Annotated in this window: 3 protein-coding genes and 1 pseudogene (1 of these 4 cut by a window edge); 3 read left to right on the top strand and 1 reads right to left on the bottom strand. The window is 46.0% G+C overall.

Features of this window, described 5'->3' with window-relative positions; genetic code table 11:
• Positions 1 to 308: 308 nt before the first annotated feature.
• Positions 309 to 2,309, top strand: a complete 2,001-nt coding sequence (locus QVO39_RS00855) for an LTA synthase family protein (RefSeq protein ID WP_021902614.1) — start codon at positions 309 to 311, stop codon at positions 2,307 to 2,309.
• An 83-nt stretch (positions 2,310 to 2,392) separates the two neighbouring features.
• On the opposite strand, the gene QVO39_RS00850 is transcribed toward QVO39_RS00855, so the two are convergent.
• Positions 2,393 to 3,079, bottom strand: a complete 687-nt coding sequence (locus tag QVO39_RS00850; RefSeq protein WP_021902613.1) for a Crp/Fnr family transcriptional regulator — start codon at positions 3,077 to 3,079, stop codon at positions 2,393 to 2,395.
• Between the two features lie 214 nt (positions 3,080 to 3,293).
• On the opposite strand from QVO39_RS00850, the gene QVO39_RS00845 reads away from it, so the two are divergent.
• Entirely contained in the window at positions 3,294 to 4,523 is a 1,230-nt protein-coding gene (locus QVO39_RS00845) for an AAA family ATPase (RefSeq protein ID WP_021902612.1), read from the top strand.
• A 46-nt stretch (positions 4,524 to 4,569) separates the two neighbouring features.
• A pseudogene (gene nifJ / locus QVO39_RS00840) lies at positions 4,570 to 4,825 on the top strand (pyruvate:ferredoxin (flavodoxin) oxidoreductase); it runs 3,331 nt beyond the window's last position.

Genomic DNA, 4,825 nt, shown 5'->3' with positions numbered 1-4,825 from the left:
GAGAGGGAGGGATTCGAACCCCCGGTAGCACTAGTGCTACAACGGATTTCGAATCCGCCGCATTCGTCCACTCTGCCACCTCTCCAATAAATGGATTTGCAATGTTACCAAAAATATCTGTAATAGGGAGCATTCTATGGCCCTTTTTTGGGAACGTTACTGTCTGTGTTGTCCCGTTAAATGAATTATTTCGTACATTTGTGCCAATTTTGAGAGAAGACTATTGGAATGTTTTTTTATAGAAGTACTATCATGAGGTGGTATCTCTATTGGGAGAGCATTCTCCAATTAATAAGGATTTGTATTGAATGTGGACGACAAATAAACGCTGGGTAGTCCTCCTTTGGCACACGATTCTTGCATTATTGATGATGCAGCTGTGTCGCTTGGTCTACTTTTATTATAATTATAGCCTCTTTTCAGAGATAGGGGTGGGGCAATTGCTAAGATTGATGCAGGGGGGCTTGCTCTTGGATATGATGGCGGTGGCTTATGGGTTTCTGCTCTATTATATTATGGTGGGAGTGGCCCAGTTCTTACCTAGTAGGGTAGAGGAATATGGTTGGTATAGAGGGGTGCGGCATGCAGCCTACTTCGTGCCTTACGTACTCTTTACTTTTGCCAATATCTCTGATGCGGGCTATTATCCGTTTGTCTATAGGCGGATTAATCGCGATGTATTCAGTGAGTTTGAAGGGGCTAACTTTGGCTCTCTGTATGGTGAGTTTATTGTGGATTACTGGCCTCTGACGGTAGCCTTTGCTTTGATTATACTGCTAGGGGTCTTTGGGTATCGGATGGTTCGCTTTGAGCGTAAGCCTATAGGGGATACTCTTTCGTGGCGAGATGGATTGTTGCCTCTTATTCTGGTGATAGTGTTGCTGCCTTTTTGGTATTTGGGTGGTAAGAGCTTTAGTGATCTGATGGCATTGAGCGCTCGCTATATGAGTGATTTTAAGCAGTTCCCAATTGTGCTTAATTCTCCTGTGACGATTTTGAAGGATGGCTCGGAGCGGCAGGAGTATTCCTTTTACTCTGAGGCAGAATTGTCTCGCCACTTTACTCCTTATTATAAGGCAGCACCTCTCTCGGACGGTGATACCCTTTTTGGCTCTATGCGTGGGCGAAATGTGGTGATTATCCAAATGGAGAGCATGGCTATGGAGTTTGTAGGGTTCTTCAATAAAGAGACTCCAAGTGACCATAGTCTCACTCCATTCCTTGATCGACTTTTGCCAGAGACCTTGTACGCCCAGTATGGGTTTGCCTCGGGGAAGCGGTCGATTGATTCTTTCCCTGCTATTTATATCTCTATGCCTACTTTTGGAGCTACTTTTAATAACCGAAGTCGGCTGGAGAAGGACTTTGAGCACTATACCAGCTACGATACTGGGCTACCTCGTTCGCTAAAGGAGAGTGGTTATGACCTGAAGTTTTATCACGGTGATCGTGAGGGGATGATGGGCTTCTTTGAGATGCTGGAGAGAGTGGGGGTGGAAAAGCAGTATACGGCTGAGAGCTATGATAAGGAGTATACCGATGCTGCGAATGACCGAATAGGGATGGCGGGGTCGGCGGTGCATGACCTGCCATTTAGTTTGGCCATGGCTAAGGATATTGAAAGTCTGAAGCAGCCATTTGGAGTGTTTTACTTCTCGCTTTCTAATCACAATCCTTTTGTGCTGCCTGATGAGTTTGAGGAAAAGTTTGAGGAAGGAAGTCTGCCGATACATCGCACAGTGCAGTATGCCGACTTTGCTCTTGAGAAGTTCTTTGAAAGGGTAAAGGAGGAGCCGTGGTATCAGAATACGCTTTTCGTCTTGACCGCCGACCATACTAGTGTGAGCGATGAACCTCTATACCAGTGCTTGCCAGGTAAGTCGGCAGTACCGATTGCGTTCTTTGATCCTCAAGGGAAACTAAAAGGCTGTGTTGATGAGTATGTGGTGCAGCATACCGATATCCTGCCCACGCTCTTGTATCTGCTTGGGATCACTAATCCTGTACTAAGCTATGGGGCGAATATTTTTGATGAAAAGGCGGAGCATATAGGGCTCAACTTTTACTATAATCAGTACCTACTATTTGCAAAGGAGGTGACTGTGGCAATGACGCCTTATGGCGAAGTGAGGGTGGAGGCACCAGTAGCTCGCCTGCAAACGGGGCCTGGAGCTGACGTGATGCCGAATGACTCTATTGTGGCACATTATACGCATCTGCTTCAGGCTATTGTACAGGACTACAATCACCGAGTGCACCGAACCTCTTTCTCCATCAAAGATGTGGTGCCGAAGGAGTCAGACCAGTAAGTAAAGCCTATATATAAGGAATACCGCTATCAATGAGCATTGAGCCATTGATAGCGGTAGTTTCCTGAGCTTTTGGGGGGCGGTTAGATGGAGTCTCTTAGTTTCTTTATGTCTAGTACTTCGCCAAACCCTCTGGTGTAGTAGATTGCTCCATCACTAGCCACTTCTGAAATAACTCTTGAGAGAGCCGAGCGGGTCACCCCAAAGTACTTTGCAAGTGAAGTGACGCTCATGTCGAGCGAGAAGTAGCCACTTGGCTCCATCTTTTGTAGGATAAAGTAAGCTAGCTTTCCCTTGATCTTGCGGATGGAGAATATCTGTAGCTGCTGACTAAGCCCGTAGATAAGGTTGCTACTGAAGGTGAGAAAACCTCTGCGGAAGGTGGGGCACTCTTCCAAAAGCTTCTCAACAATTTCTCGGTCATAGTATTCTATCTCGCAGTCTTTGACGGCGATGATATCGTTGGCAAATCGCTGCTCTGATGAGTAGAGAAGTGAGGCAATGAGCGGAAAAGGAGCTTCGTGCTCATTGGTGTAGAGCCGATCTCCTGTGGGAGAAACTACCTCAATACGTACTACTCCCTTGGTGAGTAGCACGAGGGAGTCAATGGAATCGCCTTGATGCGCGACAAATTGGCCCGACCGAAATTTCTCTACCTTAGTAGGGACACATTGAAGTCTTTCTGTCAATTCGGCGAGCTCCTCTTGGTTATGCTTGCTACCGCAAAAGTACTCAAGGAGAGCTGAGTGTTTGCTAGTTATTGTATTCATCTTGTAGGGTTACTTTGTATTTTTGTCAAAGTTAGTCATTTTTTATTTGACTGAATAATATAATGGCGACTATTTTTTTGTCCCATCCTAGTTCAAGGGCATAATTAATGGAACTTGGTTGTCTTTCGTGATTAAATACCTTTTTCTGTAATCTGTAGTTGTCAAATTCAGTATTTAGAGGTATCTTTGCAGTGGGAAATAAATACTATGTCGGATGAATAGCATTCTGAGTGGAGATATGTGCCTTGAGTTGAAGGGCGTGGAGCGGTCGGAAGCAGGTCTACAGGGCTGTGCTTCGAGCCGTGATTGCACTTTACACTGCCTTGCCTCTGCCGAAAAGTTGCCACTTATTTGTATCCGTGGTACACGCGGTATCGGTAAGACGCACCAATTGATGCAGATGGGTCAACTGCTCACTAGCCAAAAAGGTGAGCGGGCTATTTATGTCAACCTCAACCACTTCTACTTCTCAAGCCATACAATCTATCACTTTGCGAAGGGATTTTACCACGAAGGTGGGCGGATACTTCTGCTAGATCAAGTATTTAAGTATCCAGGCTGGGCAGGGGAGTTGATGCAATGCCGTAAAGAATTACCTGAGCTGATTATTGTCTTCACCGCATCTAGTGTGATGACGCTGGAGGAGGAGTATCCAGAGCTCAAGGGGGAAATGAAGATTTGTGACCTTCACGGGTTCTCTTATCGTGAGTATCTCAATAATCACTACAACCTTTCGCTCCCTACCGTGACTATTGACCAGATTTTTTCGGATTATCAGTCAGTTGAGAAGATGGTAAGGCGACAGGTAGATCCGTGGCTAGCTTTGGATGGATACATCAGCAAAGGGTACTATCCTCATCGGGAGGAGGCAGTTCTTTTCGCGGAGGACCTTGCGAAGAATATGAATATGCTGTTGGAGGTAGACTTGGTTTATATCCGTCAGATTGCCCCTACCTATCTACCAAAGTTGCGTAAGTTGCTTTACCTAGTGAGCGGGCAGCGTGATGGAGTAACGAATGTTTCTTCTCTCAGTGAAGCAATAGATACCAGTAGAGCTACGGTGATGAACTATCTGAAGTATCTCTCCGATGCTCGGCTGATACGCCTGATATATAAGGAGGGTGGGGAGTATCCCAAGAAGCCGGATAGGGTCTTTCTCAATGATACCAATATCCTTAGGGTGATCAGAGAGGAGGAGCCACAGCCACTTTTGGAGGCAAAGACACTCTTCCTCGCTAGTGTACTAGATGCTGGGTTGGAGGTGAATCTAGCTGATGAGTCGGGTGTAGACTTCTTGATTAACGGACAGCTACCAGTGCGTTTCATCTGTAAAGGAGTGCGTCGAAGAAGCACGCCATCTAATACGCTTAATATCCTTTGTAGCGACGAAGTGAATGGCGACATAGCGGGAGTGCCTATCTGGATGTTTGGACTGCTATATTAATAAGATAAAAACAATATTATTTACAACCATATTAAAGGACAGTAACATGGCTAAAGAAAAGAAATTTATTACCTGTGATGGTAACCAAGCCGCTGCACATATTGCCTATATGTTTAGCGAAGTGGCTGCCATCTATCCTATCACTCCGTCTACAACCATGGCGGAGCACGTGGATGCTTGGAGTGCTGAGGGTCGCCTCAATATCTTCGGTGAGCGTGTACGAGTAGAGGAGATGCAGAGTGAGGCTGGTGCCGCTGGTGCAGTACACGGCTCGCTTCAGGCTGGTGCTCTTACCTCTACCT

It is taken from the genome of Porphyromonas sp. CAG:1061, from assembly GCF_000435035.1.
GTDB lineage: Bacteria > Bacteroidota > Bacteroidia > Bacteroidales > Porphyromonadaceae > Porphyromonas_A > Porphyromonas_A somerae.
The sequence above is the reverse complement of the archived record's forward strand: the minus strand, read 5'-3'. Positions and strand labels throughout refer to the sequence as shown.

Bases quoted from the DNA above. Each gene is read 5' to 3' on its own strand.
- QVO39_RS00855 (WP_021902614.1), top strand. From the start codon at position 309: ATGTGGACGACAAATAAACGCTGGGTAGTCCTCCTTTGGCACACGATT.
- QVO39_RS00850 (WP_021902613.1), bottom strand. From the start codon at position 3,079: ATGAATACAATAACTAGCAAACACTCAGCTCTCCTTGAGTACTTTTGC.
- QVO39_RS00845 (WP_021902612.1), top strand. From the start codon at position 3,294: ATGAATAGCATTCTGAGTGGAGATATGTGCCTTGAGTTGAAGGGCGTG.